Raw genomic sequence first — 19,239 nt, 5'->3', positions numbered from 1 at the left:
TATAGGCGTTTTTGGAAAAATTGGGCGAACGCCATTTATAACAACACTCCCAGTTTTTTCGTCAATTTTTTTCTTTGTATTTTTTTAGGCAGTTTAGAAGAACTGACATGAATTGGCGCTTATCAGCTGGTTCCTCAGCAAGATATGTGGTGATATCCGAGAATACTCGGTTAAATTTTTCATTTTTATTTAGATAAAAGGTGAGTGTGTCGACATACCACTGCTGTTCACTCGCTATACGGCATTTGAATTCTGGCTCAATGAGCGCGTCAAATAGTTTGACTAGTTCTTCTTCACTGTTTGTGTCTATGTTCGCTATAAATGTTGCTGTGGTGTCATCTTGCTCGCTGTTTACGTCAATAGGAAATAACAGTGAAGGTAGTATGTCGAGGCTGGGTTCAAGTTTCATTTTTCATACTTTGGGAGTGATGTTTTTGGTAGGCCGTTAGTGTCCAGAATTGTAACGGCTTTAGTTTGTTGTTTGTACTTTGTTCCGCCCTTTTTGTATCCCTCTCCGATTATGCCGCCCATGCTCATGGGACGCTCAGCCAATGCCTTGTTTCCAGTATTTTTATATATTCGCATTGCACGTTTTATAGCTGTCAGCTGCGCTTTGTGACTGGTGTATCTTGTTGAGTTTGGAGTGATTGTCTTACCGTTTGGATATGTTTCTACTACGCCGGTGGTCGGGTTTTTTCCAGTAGCAGCACGTTCCATCTGCGACTGAGTGGTAGTTTGCGCACCGTGTTTTTCAAGGAAGTGATATCTTGGCGAAAGATCTTCCATTGATTTTAGTTCTTTATAAGCTATTGCCTCTGTCAGCTCATGAATCCTAGCTTGTCGTTCAGCACGAGACATTGTTGGCGCATTGGGTTCTCCGTCGTTAACTGCGGCTTTTTTAGTAGGGTTATTAACATCTTCAGTTGATGTCCCTCCGTTACTACCTGGACACCCGTTCAGCCCCAGCGGATCCACCCATCCGGTAGGGTTAGGCACATACTGGTAGTTATTCAACCCCCCAGCAAGCTTGATCGGATCCGGCGTCAAAAACCGTCCAGTGCCCGGATTGTAGTAGCGGTGACGGTTGTAATGTAACCCCGTCTCGGCATCGAAATACTGACCTTGGAAGCGCAGCGGATTATCGATCTCGCTGACGTCCAGCGCCGCGAGGTTACCGTAGGCGCGGTACTTGGCCGACCACATGATCTCGCCACTGTAGTCGGTGAGTTCCTGCGGTGTGCCGAGGTGGTCGAGTTGGTAGTAAAACGGCGTGGCTTTGCGCGGGCCTTCGCCATCGAGCATCGCCAATGGACGGAAGCTGCCGGGTTCGTAGATGTAGCTGCGGTAGCGGTTGTCGGCGCTTTCAGCAACCAATCGTTCGCCTTGCCAGAGGAACTCGGTAGTGTGGCCGTCGACGGTTTTCTCAATGCGTCGACCGAAGGCGTCGTATTTGTAGGACGCGGTGCTGCCGCCCGGCAGGCTGACGCCGATGAGACGGTGCTGGCAGTCGTATCTGTATTCGGTAACGAGTTTCTGGCCGGCGCCACGGCGTTCGCGGATCAGGTTGCCATAGGCGTCATAGTCGTAATGACGGTCGCCCTGCATCAGCAAGCGGTTGCCTTTGACGTTGGCGAGGTTGGCCGTGCCTTCGTTGTTCTGACCGAGCAGGTTGCCCGCCGGGTCGTGGGCGAAGCTTTCCGGTGTCGTGCCGCGTACGCTGACCAAGCGATCGAGCGGGTCGTAATGGTAGCTGCGATTGCCTTTGCGGCTGTCGTCAATGCCGGCGAGATTGCCGTTGGCGTCGTAGTTGTAGCGCCGCTGGAACAGGTTTTTATCACGCTGGCCGACGGTGTGTGCTTGCAGGCGGCCTTGTTCGTCGTATTGGTATTGGCTGAGCAACAGGCCTTGCTGGCGCTGTTGTTCGCGACCGGCGCTGAACTGGTGGCTGGTCAGGCGTGAGCCGTTGAGGTCGATGCTGCTCAGGCGTCCGCCGGACAGGTGACGGTAGTCGAGTGTGCTGCCGTCAGGGAGACGGCAGTGACTCAGTTGGCCAACGCTGTCGTATTCGTAACGCGTGGTGCCCCAGCCCTGGTGTTCCTCGACGAGGCGGTCTTGCAGGTCGTACTTGTAGGCGAGCGGCCAGTGACCGTCGTCGACGTTTACCAGGCGGCCGAGAGCGTCGTAGCTGTAATGAATCTCTTCGCCATCGGCGAGGGTTTTTACCAGCAGACGGCCAGCGGCATCGCGTTGATACTCGGTAACGAGTTCGCTGCCGTCATCACCGAACTCGGTTTTCTTCAGCAACTGGCCGTTGAGGTCGTATTCGTAGGCGGTACGACGACCGTCGAAGCCGGTTTCCTGCTGGATCAGGCCGTTCGAGTAGTAATCGAGTTGGTAATGTTCGCCGCGCTCGTTCTCTATTTCGGTGAGCAACAGACGCGAGTTGTCGTAGCGGTAGCGCAGCTGGCTGCCGTCCGGATTGATGCGGCGGCTGACCAGGTGCAGGTTGTCCGCATACTCATATCGCGTGACGCGACCGAGTTCGTCGCGTTCGGCGGTGACGTTGCCATAGGCGTTGTAGGTGAAGGCACGTGTTGCACCGCCCGGCAGCGTGACTTGTGCCAGGCGGTTGGCCGCATCCCATTGGTATTGGGTGATGGCGCCGGATTCTTCCTGGCGGGTAATCTGCCGACCCAGTGCGTCGTAGCGATACTTGCGTTGACCGCCGTCCGGCAGGCGTTCTTCCAGTAACTGCCCGAGGTTGTTCCAACCGAGTTGATGGCGGCTGCCATCGGGGTGGCGGATCTCCAGCAGGCGACCCTGGGCATCGTAGCTGTATAGCGTGGCATTGCCGTCCGGGTCGATTTGCTGGGTGATGTCGCCCTGACGGTTACGTTGGTACTTCCAGCTGGCTTTGCCGCGATGAACATCGCTGACGAAGCCATTGATGTATTCATACGTGGTGGCTTCGTCTTCCGGCGGGATGACGGCAGTCATCAGTCCGTTGTCGTCGTACCGGTATTCGGTGACGGCCCCTAACGGATCTTTTTCCGCGATCAACTGACCTTTGTCGTTATAGGCCTTGAGGTGTTCGGCGCCGTCCGGGTCGACCTTGCTGATCAGTCGCGCCTGGTCGTCGTGGGTGTAGACCTCTTCGCTGCCATCGGCGTTGGTTACCGTTACGCTGCCTTTATCGTCCCAGGCGTAATGCGCTTCCATCTGCGAGAAGTTGGCCCAGTGACGGATGCAACGAGACAGTTTGCCTTCGTTCTCCCACTCCCAAGAAGGTCGCGCCGCCTGCCAGTTGCCGCTCCAGAATCACGTGCTGATCGTTGTAGCGATAGCGCTCGGCTTCGCCGGCCGCGTTCTTCGCTTCGATCAGACGGTGCTGTGCGTCATAGCTGTACGTCACCAGCGTTTGAACGGTGTTCCAGGCATCTTCCAGGTTGTCCGCTGGCAGGAACTGTTGATAGTCCACAGCGATAATGTGTTTGCGGTCGTAACGCAGCAGCAGGGCGCGACCGGCACCGTTATCGAGGCGCTTGATCCGACCGTGGATATCGCGCGTGACGTGCAGCCGATTGCCATAGCTGTCGCTGATGGCGATCAGGGTGGCGCCTTTGCTGTTGAAGCGGAAATGGTAGACGGATGAATTTTTGCCGTCTGGGGCCAGAACCAGAAAAGTGACAGATTTATTCTTGTAAGAAAAAACTGTCACCTAAGCTCGGTTCTCTTTTGTTTGCGTGTCTGTGGCGCTGAGGAGCGAAAAAGAGACAAGAGGTTAGTTTTATCATCATGGGTATATAAAATATACCTGTCAGTTCTCTTATTTCTTAATCATCTACACAGATGGAGTGAAAATTGAATGGTTCTAATTTTTTTCTGACAGAGTCTACTGCTTGTTCACTGGGTTTCTGTGTGCTGACAGATGCGTAGATGTCGTTTATGACTAAGTCTGAATCGGTCTTGTTAATTTCTGAAATCAAGGAGGCTAGATTTCTATCAGAAAAATACTCATAAAGAAGAGTCAGTACAGGAAAGTAGTCTGGGGCGGATATACCTTCTGGGTAAGCCTGTTTCAACATGTGAAAAGCATCTAATAAGGACTCATCTAAATCACTTTTTGTCTTCACCTTTTACTCTCCTTTCAAAGGTACTGGGTCGTGAATGTGGACATCAAAATCAACGCCTTGACTGGATGCTCCTCGAACAAATTTGGCATCCGATGTCATTGTTTTAGCACCGATTTTATCTCCAGTACCAAAAATTATTTTATCGTTTTCGCCGACTTTTTTGGTCGTGGTTAACCTGATGGCCCTTTCAGAGGGGTCGTCTGGAATGATCTTCACTTTTTCCATGAAACGTTCAGCCCGAGCTTTTTCTTGGGGGCCAGCAATTTTACTGGTGATGTTTTTAAATTCTCCAGCAGCTGTTTCAGTCATAACCATCTGTTTGCCTTGGACTTCGGCTTTCAGACCATGCCTGATAGGCGAGTTCTGCGAGACAAAGGCGTTCGCCGTTCCTGTATCGATATTAATTGGTGTTGGCTGCCCTTCATCTACTTTCACCTTTTCCGGCGGACTTTCGACCTTTCCTGACGATTGAGATGTGCTTTTAAGGCACTCGTTATTCAGGCCCAAAGGATCTACCCAGCCGGTAGGGTTGGGCACGTACTGGTAACTGTTCAGCCCACCTGCAAGCTTAATTGGATCAGGCGTCAAAAACCGTCCAGTGCCCGGATTGTAGTAGCGGTGCCGGTTGTAATGTAACCCTGTCTCTGCGTCGAAATACTGACCTTGGAACCGCAGTGGGTTATCGATTTCACTGACGTCCAGCGCTACCAGATTGCCGTACGCACGGTATTTCGCCGACCACATGATCTCACCGCTGTAGTCGGTGAGTTCTTGCGGTGTACCAAGGTGGTCGAGTTGGTAGTAAAACGGCGTGGCCTTGCGCGGGCCTTCACCATCGAGCATCGCCAGTGGGCGGAAGCTGCCAGGCTCATAGATGTAACTGCGGTAGCGGTTTTCTGCGTTTTCGGCGATCAGCCGCTCGCCTTGCCACAGGAATTCGGTGGTGTGACCGTCGACGGTTTTTTCGATGCGGCGGCCGAAGGCGTCGTACTTGTAACTCGCGGTACTGCCGCCCGGCAGGCTGACGCCGACGAGGCGGTGCTGGCAGTCGTAGCGGTACTCGGTGACGAGTTTCTGGCCTGTGCCGCGACGTTCACGGATCAGGTTACCGTAAGCGTCGTAGTCATAATGGCGGTCGCCTTGCATGAGCAGGCGGTTACCTTTGACGTTGGCGAGGTTTGCCGTGCCTTCGTTGTTCTGACCCAGTAGGTTACCCGCCGGATCGTGGGCGAAACTTTCCGGGGTTGCGCCGCGTACGCTGATCAAGCGATCCAGTGGATCGTAGTGATAGCTGCGGTTGCCTTTGCGGCTGTCGTCGACGCCGGCGAGGTTGCCGTTGGCGTCGTAGTTGTAACGACGCTGGAAGAGATTTTTGTCACGCTGGTTGACGCTGTGTGCTTGCAGTCGGCCCTGTTCGTCGTACTGATATTGGCTGAGCAGCAGGCCTTGCTGGCGTTGCTGCTCGCGACCGGCGCTGAACTGGTGAGAGGTCAGGCGAGAACCGTTGAGATCGATGCTGCTCAGACGTCCACCGGACAGGTGACGGTAATCGAGCATACTGCCATCGGGCAGGCGGCAGTGACTCAATTGACCGACGCTGTCGTATTCGTACCGGGTGGTGCCCCAGCCCTGGTGCTCGGTGATCAAGCGGTCCTGCACGTCATATTCGTAGGCAAGCGGCCAGTTACCGTCGTCGACGTTGACCAGGCGACCTAGGGCGTCGTAGCTGTAGTGGATTTCCTTGCCGTCGGGCAGGGTCTTTACCAGCAGGCGGCCTGAGGTGTCGCGCTGGTACTCGCTGACCAGCTCACTGCCGTCATCGCCGAACTCGGTTTTCTTTAGCAACTGACCGTTGAGGTCGTACTCATAAGCCGTGCGGCGGCCGTCGAAGCCAGTTTCTTGCTGGATCAGGCCGTTGGCGTAGTAATCGAGGTGGTATTGCTCGCCGCGTTCGTTCTTGATTTCAGTGAGCAACAGACCTGCGTTGTCGTAGCGATAGCGCAGTTGGCTGCCGTCCGGGTTGATACGGCGGCTGACCAGATGCAGGTTGTCAGCGTATTCATAACGGGTGATGCGTCCGAGTTCATCGCGTTCGGCGGTTACGCGGCCGTAAGGGTTGTAAGTAAACGCGCGCGTGGCGCCTCCGGGCAGGGTGACTTGGGTCAGGCGATCAACAGCATCCCATTGGTAATGAGTGATGGCGCTGAATTCGTCTTGCCGGGTAATCAGCCGGCCCAAGGCGTCGTAGCGGTACTTGCGTTGGCCACCGTCCGGCAGACGTTCTTCGAGCAATTGACCGAGGTTGTTCCAACCTAATTGATGGCGGCTGCCATCGGGGTGACGAATTTGCAGCAGTCGGCCCTGACGGTCATAGCTGTACTGGGTTTCATTGCCATGCGGATCGATTTGCTGGGTGATGTCGCCTTGCGGGTTGTAGTCGTACTGCCAGCGACCTTTGCCTCGTCTGACCTCGATCAGTTGGCCGTTGTAATAGTTGTAACGCGTGGGCTCGTCTTCTGGGGGAATCACGGCCAGCAACCGGCCAGCATTGTTGTACTGATACTCGGTGATGGCGCCCATTGGGTCTTTTACAGCGATCAAACGGCCCTGATCGTCGTAGGCTTTTTGAGTTTCTGCGCCATCCGGAGCGGTTTCGCTGATCAGACGCGCATTTTCGTCATGCACGTAAACCTGTTCACTACCATCACCGTTGTAAACCGTTACCGTACCGTTGTCGTCCCACTCATAGCGTGTTTCCAGTGGCGAGTAGTTTGCCCAGTGGCGGACGCAACGGGAAAATTTGCCATCACGCTCCCACTCCCAGAAGAAGCTGGCGCCGCCTGCCAGTTGCCGCTCGAGAATCACGTGCTGCTGGTTGTACCGGTAATACTCGGTTTCACCGGCGGCGTTAGTTGCCGAAACGAGTTGATGTTGAGCGTTATACGCGTATGAGACTAGCGTCTTCAGGGTTAGCCATGGATCCTGGCGTTTCCCGGACTCGTCATATTCCGAACGTTGTTGCTGTTGATCCACGGCAACGATATGCCGGTCGTCGTAGCGCAGCAGTAAAGCCCGGCCGGCGCCATTGTCGATGCGCTGAATGCGCCCGACCAAGTCATAGCTGATGTGCACCTGGTTTTCATACGAATCACTGATGGTGGTCAGCCGGTTTGCGCGGAAATGATAGAAACGCGGTTTTGCCCCGGCCTGCGTAAGAATCAGTTCACCGGGTGCATCCCCCAGGAAAATCGCTGCTTGAGCAAGGCTGTTCGTGATGGCAGGTCTTTGCTCGGTCGGTATCGGGAACCGGGTTTGACGGTTTTCGTTGTCCGTCCACAGCACGCCTTCATCATTGATCTGCAGGCGATGAGAAAACGAGTGGCTCCAGCCCGGCCCCATGCGGTTATCGATTTCGACGGCGCTGCTGCGGTAGAGACGGGTCCACTCCAGCGGTAACAGGCCGCCCAGCTCACCGTCGGTGAGGGTGAGCAGTTCTTCACCGGTGACCATGGAAACGGGGTCACCGTTAGTGCAGGTTTTGTTGGCACACTGAGCGGGTTGATCAGCCTGGTTCTTGGACTGGGCGGGCGCGTTTTCAACCTTCTCCTGCTGCTCGAGGCGGGTTTCGTTCTGGGTTTTGTTTCGTGCGTGGATTTGCGCGTCGTTTTCGACTTTCCCTCCTGTCGTGGGAGAGGGGCGCTTCGGAGCGGTGGCTGTTTGTGCAGGCGTATGATCAGCGACAGTAGCCACTGCTTTTTTGCCTGAATTGGTGACACCGTTGCCGTGAAACCTCAATGAAGCGGCTGCATCCGCATGGGCTTTGGAGCGAATCCTGCTGATTTCGATGAGCTTGGCGGTGACTTTCTCAACCATGTTGATCGCTTTTTGCGCTTGCAACGTGCCCTTGACCGTTTTAGCTCCTGCGCGCAATGCAACGCCCAGTCCACCTGTGAAAATGATCCCCAGCACGATATAGAGGATTTCCGACTTCAATCTGGCCAATACTTCAGTGCGGGTCTGCGGTGGCAGCATCGACACCCACGTCCAAACGGAAGAGACATAAACCCAAAGCAACGGCTCATCACTTGCGATTAGAAAACTGGTGCGAAGTGCTTCCGTGGAAGCGTTATAGATCTTCTTGATATTTTCGTCGGTGAAGAATTTTTTGAGCGTTTCATAGTTCTCGCGAGGGTGAGTCACCAGATGAAATAGCGACTTGATATCGCCCCAGATACCCATGACGAATTTCCAGAAACCATCCAGTTCGGATTGCAACTGCTGCCAGAAGCGCCCAGCGATCGAAGCGTCGTTATGTTCTTTCCACAACGGCAGGCAAGTGGTTGTCCATTCTGAAGACAACCACTTGCTTAGATCGCCGATGACGTCGTCGTAGGATTTGAACAGTCGATCGTTGTCTGCGCTGGTCAGGCCAGGGAAAAAGCTAATCCGGTACAGCTGGCGAGGCTTCAGGTCGCTGACGACTTCAATTCCGGTTGCCCCGATGGTTTTGCGCACGACTTCCCCTGCCACAGGGTTGTTCTTCGCATCGACGGGAGTCAGGACTACTGGCGTGTTGCCAATCGGCACAAAACGCGCCGATTCGAAACTATGAATCAGCGTGAGTTTTCCATTCTCGGGACAGGTAGCGAAATACACGGCTTTGTTCTTGCTGTCCGCCGCGACGGGTTTTTTGACCTCGTCCCCAACTTGAAATTGCTGCTCCATTTCCAGGCCAGGAATGACGCGGGCAGTGGAACGGTAACTTTTCAGGCAATTCTTGAACTCGGCAATGAGCGTGTTGAAGTCAGGCTGTTTAGCGGTGACATGAGCGATCGTATCCAATGGGGTCATACCACCACCTCTTTTTCCAGATAGGCCTTCAACAGCCCGGTAAAATTTTCTTCCGTGAGTGGCGTGCGTTTTACGAACCGCGCCACTTTTTGTTTCAGGTTTGATTCGGGGAAGGAGAAATACAGATCAGCATGTTCTTCTTGCAGCCACTGCAACATATTGCCGATGACGGTCGACGGATTTTCCGCCGTCAAACCATCCAGCAAATCCTTCGGCACTTCCCACCACGGCCAATCCTTCACCTTCGGCAACACCCGCGTCCCAACCTCCAGCGTCTGCCCATTAATCAGATACCGTTCAAACATCGGCAGTACTTCCCCAGCCTTCTCCCCAAGCCCCTTCAGAATCGGGTAGATATGCCGCCCATCCCAAAAGCGGAAAAACACCTCAGTCCCGTCGGGCATCTTCACCTGTGTCAGGCTGCGCAGGTGCTCGAACACCTCGTTCGGTTCGGCGCGTGAGACGGCCAGCCAGCCCCAGTCGAGGGCGTCGGTTTCGGCGATCCACGGCAGGAATGCCGAGTTCGGTTGGAGTTCGGTGACGTAGGGCATCACTGGTTGCCAAGTGGAGTAGGGCGTGCCGCCCCAGATTAGCAGGAGCTGGGCGGTGGGTTCGGTCAGGTACAGGGTTTTCAGCGCGTCGGCATCGCTTGCTGCGCTGACGATCAGGTACAGGCGCTCGCCACTCTGCAGCGGCTGTTGTGCCAGCCAGTCCTTGGGTGTCAGTCGATCAGATGGCACAGGCACCTGCCTTGCATTTTTCGCATTCTTCGCAGAACGGCGCGTTGCGTTTGAGGGTGTTGATCTGGGCCGGGGTCAGGACCTGTCCGGCCTTGTCGGCGTCGGCCTGTTTCAGCACGCCGGGCATCAGCGGGGCGGCGCCAGTGCCGCTGCCGGGGCTGCCGCCGGAGTTGATGTTGATCACCGGGCCGCTCATGGTCACGCCGCCGGCGTCGATCTTGATGAAGCTGCCGCCGCCGACCAGAGTCAACTCGGCGCCGGCTTCGAGCACGACTTTCATTCCGCTGCTGAGGTGGATTTCCTGGCCGGCATCAATGAACTGGCCGGTGCCGATCTTGATGTGCTGGTTGACGCCCACGGTCAGGTGGTCGTTGGCGCGGGCTTCGACTTTGCGGTCTTCGTAGACGGTGTGATGTTCTTCGGCTTTGAATTCCGTGTAGCTGTTCTGCTCGACGGTGTCGTGGCGTTCGTTGCCGACGCGGATCTTCTGGTCGTGCTCGATGTTCTCGTCCCAGTCGCGCTGGGCGTGGAGGAAGATCTGCTCCTGACCTTTTTTGTCTTCGATGCGCAGTTCGTTGTAACCGCCGCCACCCATCGAGCTCAGGGTCTTGAAGGTGCTACGGGTCTTGTTTGCCGGCAGCTCATACGGGACGGTGTTTTCCTTGTGGTACAGGCAGCCGCTGATCAGCGGTTGATCGGGGTCGCCCTCAAGGAAGGTGACCAGCACTTCCATGCCGATGCGCGGGATGGCGATGCCGCCGTACTGGGCGCCGGCCCAGGCGCTGGAGACGCGCAGCCAGCAACTGGTCTTGTCGTCGGCCTGGCCTTCGCGGTCCCAGTGGAACTGGACTTTGACCCGGCCGTACTGGTCGCAGTGGATCTCTTCGCCTTTCGGGCCGGTAACCACTGCGCTCTGGCTACCGAGGATGCGCGGTTTCGGGTGGCGCAGCGGTGGGCGGTTGGGCACGTCCCACGGGGTCGCCTGAAAGCGGTTGCGATAGCCCTGATGGAAATCGTCTTTGAGGGCAGTGGTGTCGCTGGTCACCGACTCTTCGAGCACTTGCGGCTGTTTGCCTTCGTGCAGGACTTCGGTGAGCAGCCACAGGTCGTTCCACTTGGCCTTCGGGTGTTCGGTCAGGGCGAGGAAATGGCCGCTGACCAGCAATGGCTGATCGCTCTTGCCTTCGGCGAGCTGGAAGTCGCTGCGATGACGTTCGAGGGCGCGTTTGGCCAGATGCTTGCCGCGCTCGCGGTCGATGAAGCGGCCCGGGTAGTCGTAGTCTTCGAGGTCGGGCAGGGCGTCGCCACGGTTTTCGCTTTCCAGGGTCAGGCGCGGTTTTTCGAAATCGTAATCGCGGCGCGTGGTGCGGCTGGTGCGGGTCTCCAGGCGCAGGTCGAAACGCTTGATCACCGGGTTGCTGGCGACCATGCCGGAGTCTTGCTGGTAGGCCACTGGCTGGAGTTTCGGGAACACCGTCTGGTCATCGCCGAACACCAGCTTGTGCGCCGTGGCGCTGTGCTGGAAGTGGTAGTGAATACCTTCTTCCTCGCACAGGCGCTGGATGAAATGCAGGTCCGATTCATCGTATTGCACGCAGTAGATGCGCTCGGGATAGATCGAACCGGTCTTGAATTCGTAGGCGTTGCTTTGAATGCCGTGCTCTTCGAGAACCATGCCGATGATTTTCGGCACCGTGAGGTTCTGGAAAATCCGTTGGTTGACGCGGTGCGCCAGGTACGACAGTTGCGGGCGCAGGGTCACCGAATAGCGCGTCAGGCGCTTGCCGGAATCGCCCTGAGCGGCGCGGTAGATCTGGCCGTGGATGCCGCTGCCATCGGGCGACAGCTGCAGAAAGGCCGGTTTGTGCAGCAGGGTTTCGAGGTCCAGCGACGGCTGCTCACTGACCAGCTCCACCTCAAAGACAAAAGGCTGGCTGATGGCTTCCCGGCCGGTCAGGGTAAATACCTGAAAATCGGCGGAGAGCCCTTCGATGGTCAGGGCAAAGTGGGTTTCATTGGCCGGCGCGAACATCCCTTGTTCCTCGTGCTGTACAGCGGCGCTCGTCGACGGCCGCAAAAAAAGCGGCTCAACGTACGCGAAATTCTGGAGGGGCGTAAACAACATCGACCAGCAGGGCTGGTCGATGCTTGTAACGATCAGCCGTAATTAAACGACTGGAGCACGCCAGTCATCGGAACCCGAAGTACCGGATACTTCGTGGGTCCAGGTGATTTTACGGTAGGTGAACTGCACTTCTTCCAGGTGGGTGAAGTGCGAGTTGCCTGGATCCTGGCAGTTGTGCATTTTATTGTTGATGGCGACGATGATCGCGTCTTCCAGTTTGGTGGTGTAGTAGTGCTCTTGAGTACCTTGAGCCGAAGTACGGTACCACTGGATAACGATTTCGCTCATGCGCTCGCCGGAGGTCAGAGCCGCTTGCAGCAGAGGCGAAGCCTTGTCGTAGACCTTGGTGATGATCACTGGCTTGTGAACGCGCTGACCGGTTGGCTGACCGGATTGTGGGTCACGCGGGATGATCACGTCGTGGCTGAAAGCCTGAACCATGACCTGGTCTTCGTGGCCTTCCTGGTAGGTGTTGCCAACGGAGTCGGCGGTGAAGGCGCCGGCAGTGATCAGGCCTTGTTTTTCGCCGGTAACCGACATGTACGCTGGTGTTGCCATGGGGTGCTCTCCTTGCGGATAAATTTAGGGTGCCCGGGGCGGAATCGCCCGGTGGGTGCCTGACTGTTATCAAGGAGCGTGCCAGGTTTGTCGAAGGTCCCGGCAGCCGGGGGTGAAGCTGCTCTAGCCTGCGTTATGACCGATGTTTTTTGCTGAATCGAGGTAGAAAGTGCGCAACTTCTTGCGCAGTACTGCGCAAGAAGTTGCGCACTTGGCTGTAAGCCAGGCCAGTCAAGGCCTGCAGCGAGATGATCAGGTTTTTTTGCCGAACAAGTGCGCAAGAAGTTGCGCAGTAAGGCCAAGGGCCAGCGTCGAGCGTTGCGTCTTGTTGTCACGGTTGCGCTAGAGGCAACATTTGATTCTGTGGCGAGGGAGCTTGCTCCCGCTGGAGTGCGCAGCGCTCCCAAAACGAGGACCGCTTTGCAGCCCAGCGGGAGCCAGCTCCCTCGCCACAGTCAGAACAGTTTCAGGTCCAAAACCTGGGCGCACTCCTCAATCGAACGCCGCTGCGTCTGGGCATACAACCCCAGCTCATCAATCGTCGCGCGGCCCAAGGCCTGTTCAAACGCCTGACGGTTCGAGTGCTCGCCATAGTGCGTCTGCGCAGCATCCCCAAGGTTCGACTGAAAAATCCCCGCCGCACTAACCGGCAGGAAATCTTCGTACACCAAGGGTTCAGCTTTCACATGACCCTCGCGGAGCAACTCCTCCAGCGATGCGGACGTTAGGCTACCCGCTGTCAGGCCTTTTTCGGTAGGGAAGTAGCGAAAATACGTCAGCTCCTGTTCGCGCATGCCTTCGATGCTGTCAGGAAATTCGCCAAAGTGCTGAGTCATCAGCTCGTTATAGCGTGCGGCGTTGCCTTCGTTGGGGAAGTCACCGAGTTCATCGCGGGCGGCATTCAACAGGCGGTCATACAGCGCCCGGCCCTTGGGCGTCAGCGCCGCGCCGCGTTGTTCTATCTCGCCGAAGCGCGCGCTGTGGCTGCCACGGGTGTTGTGCTGGTCGGTGAAAGTGATCGGCTCGTCGAGCGCCTTGAAACTGGTTTGGCGCAGGAGGATCGGGCAGTGCCGACGCGGTGGCCCTTCGATTACCGCTTTCGGGGTGATGCCATGCACCGGCATTTGCGCCTGAACCTTGTCGATGTCCAGCGTGCGCGGGGTCAGGTGGTTGATGTGCGGGCCTTTGAACGCCACCACATCGGCGATCAGACGGTGCTGAGCGCTGAGGGTCTGGTACTGCGCGGCGGTGACGGTTGCGCTGTGGTGCCAGCGAAAGGTCTCCAGGGCCTGCAGGACAAATTCCTCCGCTTCAGGCTCATTCAGCCCACCCGCTGACTCAGCCTGCTCGATCAGGTGCAAGACAGCAGGGGTAAAGATCGATCGCTGATTCAGTACCGATTCGGCAAACGCGCGCAGCTCGGGATCCTCGATCAGTTCCAGACGCAGCAACGAAGTGAACACCCGAAACGGACTGACCTGTAGCGCCGCTTCATGCACCGCGCGAAACGCCGTGGAGTGCACCGGCACGCCCGCCGGGGTCAGGTCGTAATAACCCACCGGTTGCATGCCCATCACCGCGAACAAACGGGCGAGGGTCGCCAGCTCTTTGCCGGTACCGACGCGAATCGCGCCGTGGCGCTCCATGTCCAGCCGTTGGATTTCACCGGTGCTGTCGAGCTGCCGTGCGATGTCCGGCTGAGCCGCCAGCACTTCGCGATTGGTCTGTTCCACCAGTTCCATCAGCGCGCCGTACAGCGGCACTTCTTCGCGGTACATGTCGGACATCGCTTTGGAGAAGCGTTGGCGGATCAGGTCGGGGCTGACGAAAGGCTGCACGGTCATGAAAAAAATTCCTGCCACGGTCACGGTTTGGATGGAGGAAAAGATCGCAGCCTTCGCCGACGGCGGCAAACGAAGAATCCTACGAACTTCATTCTGCCAACGACTGATCCATCAGTTCGATCCAGTGCAAAACCTGGGTGCGCCCGGCGCCGGCCAGATGATTCTGGCAACCGATGTTGGAGGTGACGATAAGGTCCGGGCGATCGCTCTCCAAGGCATTGAGGCGGTTGTCGCGCAGTTGCCGGGCAAGGGTCGGTTGCGTCAACGAATAGGTGCCGGCCGAACCGCAACACAAATGCCCGTCCGGCACCGCCGTGAGGTTGAAGCCCAGCCGGGTCAACAGTGTCTCCACCGCGCCGCCGAGTTTCAGCGCATGTTGCAAGGTGCAGGGGCAATGCACGGCGATCCGGCGTTGGCTGGCGGCGCACAGTTTCTCCAAGGGTTCCCGGGCCAGGATCTGTACCAGATCCAGCGTCCGTTCGCTGATCTGCCGCGCCTTGTCGGCGTAGCGCGGATCCTGTGCCAGCAAATGCCCGTAATCCTTGATGAACGCGCCACAACCGCTGGCCGTCTGTACGATGGCTTCCGCGCCGTTTTCCAGGTGCGGCCACCACGCGTCGATGTTCTGCCGCGCGCGGTCGAGGCCCTTGGCCTGGGCGTCGAGGTGATAGTCCAGCGCGCCGCAGCAACCGGCCTCGGCCACCGGCGTCACGCTGATCCCCAACCGATCGAGCACCCGCGCCGTCGCATCATTGGTGTTCGGCGACAGGCCCGGTTGCACACAACCTTCGAGCAGCAGCACCCGCCGTGCGTGGCGCGGAGCAGGGCGTGTGCCAGACGCTGGCGAGCGCTGGGGCAATTTGCTTTCGAACAGGCGCGGCAGCAAAGGCCGGAACGTCGTGCCGACCCGCAACAAGCCCTTGAACACCCCGGGATTCGGCGCCAGTGCGCGCAGACCCTCGCGTAACAAGCGCTGGGCAGCGGGGCGCGGCACCGCCTGATCGACCACCGCACGGCCGATGTCGAGCAGGTTGTGATAGTCGACACCGGAAGGGCAGGTGGTTTCGCAGTTGCGGCAGGACAGGCAGCGATCCAGATGCAGTTGTGTCTGCTCGGTAGCGGGAGCGCCTTCAAGCACTTGCTTGATCAGATAGATGCGCCCGCGCGGCCCGTCAAGTTCATCGCCGAGTAACTGATAGGTCGGGCAGGTGGCGTTGCAAAAACCGCAATGCACGCAGGTACGGAGGATTTTTTCCGCCTCGGCCGCGCGCGGCAGTTGTCGGGACTCTTCGCTGAGGGTGGTTTGCATGGCTAGAACTCCGCGTACATCCGGCCGGGGTTGAACAGCCCTTGCGGGTCGAGTTGCGCCTTGAGTTGCTGGTGATAACGTATCAGCGTGCGCGGCAGCGGCTGGAACGGTGTGTCGCTGGCACCATGGGTAAAGCTGGTGGCGTGGCCGCCGAGTTCCTGGGCGAGGATTTGAATGTGTTGGTGATCGGATTTCAGCCAGCGTTGCGCGCCGGCCCAGTCGATCAGTTGCTGGCCGGGCAAGTCCTGCGGCCCGAGATTGTTCGGCAGCGACAGGCGCCACAGCGGCAGGCCTTCGTCGAAAAAGCTCAGGCGTTGCTCGTTCAAGTCGCGCCAGAACGTCGAATCCAGCGGCTCGCCGCCGAGCCGTTGATGCGCGGCGGTGACCGAGCCTTCGCCGCCCTCAAGGCGCAGATACAGGCTTTGCCCGTCATGGCAGGCGCCGCTGATCGGCAACGGTTGCTGGCCCCACTCGGCCAACCTGGCCAGCGCCCGCGCGCAGTCGATATCGAGGCGGATGCTCAGACATTGACGCGGTTTCGGCAGGACTTTCAGCGAGACTTCGGTGAGCACCCCGAGACAACCAAAACTGCCGGTCAACAGGCGCGAGAGGTCGTAGCCGGCAACGTTTTTCATCACCTCGCCACCGAAGCGCAGGTGCTCGCCGAGCCCGGTGATGACCCGAGTGCCGAGGACAAAATCGCGCACCGAACCTGACCATGGCCGCCGTGGCCCGGACAGTCCGCTGGCGATCATCCCGCCCACCGTGGCGCTGTCGCCGAAGGCTGGCGGCTCGCAGGGCAGCATCTGCCCGGCCGCGTCGAGCGCCGTGAGCAGCTCGCGCAACGGTGTGCCGGCACGCACGCTGACTACCAGCTCGGTCGGTTCATAGCGCACGATCCCGCGATGCGCGCGGACGTCGAGCACTTCACCGGCCACTTCGCGGCCGAGAAACGCCTTGCTGTTGCCGCCCTGAATCTTCAGCGGCGTGGCGTTGGCCCGGGCCTGGTTGACCTGATCGAGCAGCGCGCCGCTGGCGTCGAAATCAGCCATCAGAAGCGCTCCAGTTCGGGGAATGGCAGTTGTCCGGCATGAATGTGCATCGCGCCGAATTCGGCGCAGCGGTGCAGGGTGGGGATGTTCTTGCCGGGGTTGAGCAGGCCTTGCGGGTCGAACGCGGCTTTGACCGCGTGGAACAGGCTCAGCTCAGCGCTGTTGAACTGCGCGCACATCTGATTGATTTTCTCGCGGCCGACCCCGTGTTCACCGGTGATGCTGCCGCCAACCTGCACGCACAATTCCAGAATCTTCCCGCCCAACGCTTCGGCGCGCTGCAGTTCGCCGGGCTGGTTGGCGTCGAACAGAATCAGCGGGTGCATGTTGCCGTCGCCGGCATGAAACACGTTGGCCACGCGCAAGCCGTATTCGGCGCCGAGGCGGGCGATGCCGTGCAACACGCCGGGCAACTCGCGACGCGGGATGGTGCCGTCCATGCAGTAGTAGTCCGGCGACAAGCGGCCAATCGCCGGAAAGGCGTTTTTGCGCCCGGCCCAGAAGCGCACGCGCTCGGCTTCATCGCGGGCCTGCCGCACTTCGCTGGCACCGGCCTGGAGCATGACCTCGCGCACCCGCAGGCAATCGTCGTGGACATCGGCTTCGACGCCATCGAGTTCGCACAACAGGATTGCCTCGGCATCGACCGGGTAACCGGCGTGAATGAAGTCTTCGGCGGCGCGGATCGCCAGGTTGTCCATCATCTCCAGGCCGCCGGGAATGATCCCCGCGGCAATGATGTCGGCCACGGCGCGGCCAGCCTTTTTCACCGAGTCGAAACTGGCCAGCAAGACCTTGGCGAGCTGCGGTTTGGGCAGCAATTTGACCGTGACTTCGGTGATGATCCCGAGCAATCCTTCGGAGCCGGTGAACAGCGCCAGCAAATCGAAACCCGGCGCGTCGAGGGCCTCGCTGCCCAGTGTCAGACGTTCGCCCTCGATGGTCAGCGCTTCGATTTTCAGCAGGTTGTGCACGGTCAGGCCGTACTTGAGGCAATGCACGCCACCGGCGTTTTCCGCGACGTTACCGCCGATCGAGCAGGCGATCTGCGACGACGGATCCGGCGCGTAATACAGGCCGAACGGCGCGGCCGCCTGGGAAATCGCCAGATTACGCACCCCGGGCTGAACCCGCGCGGTACGGGCCGCCGGGTCGATGTGCAGAATATTGTTGAAACGCGCCATCACCAGCAGCAGGCCTTTTTCCAGCGGCAGCGCACCGCCCGACAACCCGGTGCCAGCACCCCGGGCAACCACCGGCACGTTGTGTTGATGGCAGAGCTTGAGCAGGGCCTGCACCTGATCGAGCCGTCGGGGCAGGGCTACCAGCATCGGCGTGGTGCGGTAGGCCGAGAGGCCGTCGCATTCGTAAGGCTTGAGTTCGTCTTCACGCCAGAGCAGGTCGAGATCCGGGAGGGCGCGCTGCAGGGTTTTCAGCAACTCGGCCTTGTTCACCTCCGGTAGCGGGCCATCGAGGCGTTCGTCGTAGAGAATGTTCATTTCGACCTTCCGAATCTTTATCGCCAAGAGGGCTTTTTGTGGCGAGGGAGCTTGCTCCCGCCGGGCTGCGCAGCAGACCTGAGATCGATACTGTGGCGGGGCAGGCTAGTCGCATGCGCTGGAGCAGGGCCGCTTCGCGCCCCAGCGGGAGCAAGCTCCCTCGCCACAGTGCCAGCGGTGGGTTTCATCGCTGGTTTCCCAGAAACTCCCGATACAACCGTGCGGTGTTCCCCGGTTGTTCAACCATCGGCATGTGTCCGACACCGTCCCACACTTCGACCCGCAGATTGGCGATGCCCTTGCTCCACACCGGCACGCTGCTGACGTCGATCAAGCGGTCCTTGCGCCCCCACAGCAGCAGCGCCGGGCATTTGATCTCGGCCAGTTTCGGCTCCATGGGTGGGCTGGCGCGAAAGTCGCGGAAGATCTCTTCCAGTTCATCACGCTGGCGTTGGTATCGCTGGGCGATGGCGTCCAGTACCAGCCCGGGCACCCACGGTGGCGAGGCCATGGTCATCGCGTAAAACTGGCGGAACTCTTCCCGGGAATTGATCAGGAACGGGTTATGCCCACGGGCGAGGTGGCGCTCCATGTCGCTGGCCTGCGGTGCAGTGACACCGGCCGGGTCGATCAGCGCCACCGAGGCGATCCGCTCCGGGTAAGTTGCTGCCAGCCATGCCGCGATGTAGCCACCCATCGAGTTGCCGATCACGTGGACTTTCTCCACGCCGCACACGTCCAGCAGCTGGATCATGCGCTTGGCCTGCAGCGCAATGTCGTAGCCGCCACCGGCCTTGAACCCGGTTTCCCCATGACCGGCGATGTCCGGAATGATCACCCGGTACTGGCGGACAAAATGCCTGGCGAAGCGCAGCCACAGATTCTTCTCGGCGCTGTAGCCGTGCAGCATCAGGATCGCGCTGGCTGCTTCATAGGGACCACCCTGCCAGGTCGAGACGGTCATTTCGGCAATCGGCACCTCGATTTTGTGCAACTTGTACAACTTGGCCTCGAGCGCCGTGCTCAGGTCGTACAACCAATGGCCGATTGCTGGATAACTCAACCAGCTCCAGGCCACGAAAACCGCGAGAGCGACAAACAGCACAAGCATCGACGTCTTCCTTTTAC

11 protein-coding genes and 1 pseudogene are annotated in these 19,239 nt (G+C 58.4%); all 12 read right to left on the bottom strand.

Features of this window, described 5'->3' with window-relative positions:
• Nucleotides 1–61: 61 nt before the first annotated feature.
• Nucleotides 62–409, bottom strand: coding sequence for a hypothetical protein (locus tag VLA07_RS15380; RefSeq protein ID WP_333989609.1), 348 nt, complete (start codon nucleotides 407–409; stop codon nucleotides 62–64).
• Nucleotides 406–3,652, bottom strand: a pseudogene (locus tag VLA07_RS15375) (RHS repeat-associated core domain-containing protein); the annotation flags it as partial. The gene VLA07_RS15380 and the pseudogene VLA07_RS15375, both read right to left, overlap by 4 nt.
• Before the next feature lie 181 nt (nucleotides 3,653–3,833).
• A complete protein-coding gene (locus tag VLA07_RS15370; RefSeq protein WP_103367665.1) occupies nucleotides 3,834–4,133 on the bottom strand; it encodes a DUF3349 domain-containing protein in 300 nt (99 codons plus the stop codon).
• A gap of 3 nt (nucleotides 4,134–4,136) precedes the next feature.
• Nucleotides 4,137–8,984 (bottom strand): DUF1308 domain-containing protein, encoded by a 4,848-nt coding sequence (locus VLA07_RS15365; RefSeq protein ID WP_333989608.1) that lies wholly within the window; start codon nucleotides 8,982–8,984, stop codon nucleotides 4,137–4,139.
• On the bottom strand, nucleotides 8,981–9,724 hold the full coding sequence (locus VLA07_RS15360) for a DUF4123 domain-containing protein (protein ID WP_333989607.1): 744 nt from the start codon (nucleotides 9,722–9,724) through the stop codon (nucleotides 8,981–8,983). The genes VLA07_RS15365 and VLA07_RS15360 overlap by 4 nt, the downstream gene beginning before the upstream one ends.
• Nucleotides 9,714–11,756, bottom strand: coding sequence for a type VI secretion system Vgr family protein (tssI, locus tag VLA07_RS15355; RefSeq protein ID WP_333989606.1), 2,043 nt, complete (start codon nucleotides 11,754–11,756; stop codon nucleotides 9,714–9,716). The genes VLA07_RS15360 and tssI overlap by 11 nt, the downstream gene beginning before the upstream one ends.
• Nucleotides 11,757–11,891: 135 nt before the next feature.
• A complete protein-coding gene (locus VLA07_RS15350; protein WP_003226246.1) occupies nucleotides 11,892–12,407 on the bottom strand; it encodes an Hcp family type VI secretion system effector in 516 nt (171 codons plus the stop codon).
• Nucleotides 12,408–12,862: 455 nt separating this feature from the next.
• On the bottom strand, nucleotides 12,863–14,251 hold the full coding sequence (hglS, locus tag VLA07_RS15345; RefSeq protein ID WP_333989605.1) for a 2-oxoadipate dioxygenase/decarboxylase HglS: 1,389 nt from the start codon (nucleotides 14,249–14,251) through the stop codon (nucleotides 12,863–12,865).
• Between the two features lie 88 nt (nucleotides 14,252–14,339).
• Nucleotides 14,340–15,560 (bottom strand): glycolate oxidase subunit GlcF, encoded by a 1,221-nt coding sequence (gene glcF, locus VLA07_RS15340; protein ID WP_333989604.1) that lies wholly within the window; start codon nucleotides 15,558–15,560, stop codon nucleotides 14,340–14,342.
• A gap of 2 nt (nucleotides 15,561–15,562) precedes the next feature.
• Nucleotides 15,563–16,612 (bottom strand): glycolate oxidase subunit GlcE, encoded by a 1,050-nt coding sequence (gene glcE, locus VLA07_RS15335; RefSeq protein ID WP_333989603.1) that lies wholly within the window; start codon nucleotides 16,610–16,612, stop codon nucleotides 15,563–15,565.
• The gene (glcD, locus tag VLA07_RS15330) at nucleotides 16,612–18,111 is read right to left on the bottom strand and encodes a glycolate oxidase subunit GlcD (protein WP_333989602.1); all 1,500 of its coding nucleotides are present in this window, start codon (nucleotides 18,109–18,111) and stop codon (nucleotides 16,612–16,614) included. Before glcD ends, glcE begins: the two co-directional genes overlap by 1 nt.
• Nucleotides 18,112–18,295: 184 nt before the next feature.
• Nucleotides 18,296–19,222: an alpha/beta fold hydrolase gene (locus VLA07_RS15325; protein ID WP_333989601.1), complete on the bottom strand. Its 927-nt coding sequence runs from the start codon at nucleotides 19,220–19,222 to the stop codon at nucleotides 18,296–18,298.
• Nucleotides 19,223–19,239 lie beyond the last annotated feature (17 nt).

This window comes from Pseudomonas sp. S3(2024) (assembly GCF_036861315.1).
GTDB lineage: Bacteria > Pseudomonadota > Gammaproteobacteria > Pseudomonadales > Pseudomonadaceae > Aquipseudomonas > Aquipseudomonas putida_A.
The sequence above is the reverse complement of the archived record's forward strand: the minus strand, read 5'-3'. Positions and strand labels throughout refer to the sequence as shown.

Coding starts and splice junctions, on each gene's coding strand:
- glcD (WP_333989602.1), bottom strand. CDS start 18,111: ATGAACATTCTCTACGACGAACGCCTCGATGGCCCGCTACCGGAGGTG.
- tssI (WP_333989606.1), bottom strand. CDS start 11,756: ATGTTCGCGCCGGCCAATGAAACCCACTTTGCCCTGACCATCGAAGGG.
- VLA07_RS15365 (WP_333989608.1), bottom strand. CDS start 8,984: ATGACCCCATTGGATACGATCGCTCATGTCACCGCTAAACAGCCTGAC.
- hglS (WP_333989605.1), bottom strand. CDS start 14,251: ATGACCGTGCAGCCTTTCGTCAGCCCCGACCTGATCCGCCAACGCTTC.
- VLA07_RS15325 (WP_333989601.1), bottom strand. CDS start 19,222: ATGCTTGTGCTGTTTGTCGCTCTCGCGGTTTTCGTGGCCTGGAGCTGG.
- glcE (WP_333989603.1), bottom strand. CDS start 16,612: ATGGCTGATTTCGACGCCAGCGGCGCGCTGCTCGATCAGGTCAACCAG.
- glcF (WP_333989604.1), bottom strand. CDS start 15,560: ATGCAAACCACCCTCAGCGAAGAGTCCCGACAACTGCCGCGCGCGGCC.
- VLA07_RS15380 (WP_333989609.1), bottom strand. CDS start 409: ATGAAACTTGAACCCAGCCTCGACATACTACCTTCACTGTTATTTCCT.
- VLA07_RS15350 (WP_003226246.1), bottom strand. CDS start 12,407: ATGGCAACACCAGCGTACATGTCGGTTACCGGCGAAAAACAAGGCCTG.